We start from the raw sequence: 1,152 nt of genomic DNA on the forward strand, positions 1-1,152 counted from the left end.
ATTAAGCAGCCTGTATGTTTTTAGTTTGATCTCTGAGGTAACAACTCGACAATGAGTGATGAAGAAGAAAAAGATTGCGATTGCGTCCCCGGGCTCCCCGCATGGATGGGGACTTTTGCGGATCTTATGTCCCTCCTTATGTGCTTCTTTGTTCTGCTATTATCGTTCGCAGAAATAGATGTACTCAAATTTAAGCGTTTAGCTGGTTCAATGCGTAATGCCTTTGGTGTTCAGAATCAGGTTGATGTTACGTCGATCCCGAAAGGAACCAGTATTATTGCTCAAGAGTTCTCTCCGGGAAAACCAGACCCCACACCTTTGCAAGTGGTGATGCAGCAAACGACTGACTCAGATCACCAGACTCTCGAAGTATTGTGTGAGGCTCAGATAGAGAAAGCCGTTGCAGAAGCTTGTGATGAGTCAACTGAAAACGCTCAGGATAAAAAGGCCCAAATCAGTGAGTTTGTTGCTCAAAAAATGATGGAGCTGGAAGAAGAGGCTGAAACCAAGGCAGAAGAAATTGCTGAGAAGCTCCAGACCGAAGTTGCCAAAGATATGGTGGAGCTGGAAACCCAAGGTCGTAAAATTATTATTCGAATTCAGGAAAAAGGAGCCTTTTCTTCTGGTTCAGCTCAGCTTCAGGATGAGTTTATTCCAGTGCTTGATAAGCTGATTGATATCCTCGAGTCAATTGAAGGTGATATCGCCGTGCAGGGGCATACTGATGATGTGCCGATTCAAACTGTTATGTTCCCATCAAACTGGGATTTGTCGGTCGCAAGGGCTTTGGAAGTTGCGCACGGGCTATTTGATGACGGCTACCTAAAACAAGATAGGTTTAGCATAACAGGCTTTGCGGATACTCGGCCGCTGGTGCCGAATGATACGCCTGAGAGTAGAAAGCGAAATCGCCGGGTAGAGATTATTCTTCAAGAGAAAACTGATAAGCAGGTGAAGGAAGAGCTGCGTGAAGAAAGCAAGACGCTGGATGCTAACTCTCAAGCAATTGATAACTTTTTCGAATTGGACCCTGACGAGATCTTCTAGAAAGGAGAGTGTGTGATGGGTTTATCTAGGGATAATATATATGGGTGTAAATTCAGTGACGCACGACAGTGAAAGAAGACGTTATTTTAGAGTGACGGACCTTGT

General features: G+C 44.7%; 1 protein-coding gene. It reads left to right on the top strand.

Features of this window, described 5'->3' with window-relative positions:
- Positions 1-51: 51 nt before the first annotated feature.
- Positions 52-1,047: a flagellar motor protein MotB gene (locus A3761_RS18715; protein WP_068553495.1), complete on the top strand. Its 996-nt coding sequence runs from the start codon at positions 52-54 to the stop codon at positions 1,045-1,047.
- The last annotated feature ends 105 nt before the right edge of the window (positions 1,048-1,152 follow it).

The organism is Oleiphilus sp. HI0123 (genome assembly GCF_001635315.1).

Coding starts and splice junctions, on each gene's coding strand:
- A3761_RS18715 (WP_068553495.1), top strand. CDS start 52: ATGAGTGATGAAGAAGAAAAAGATTGCGATTGCGTCCCCGGGCTCCCC.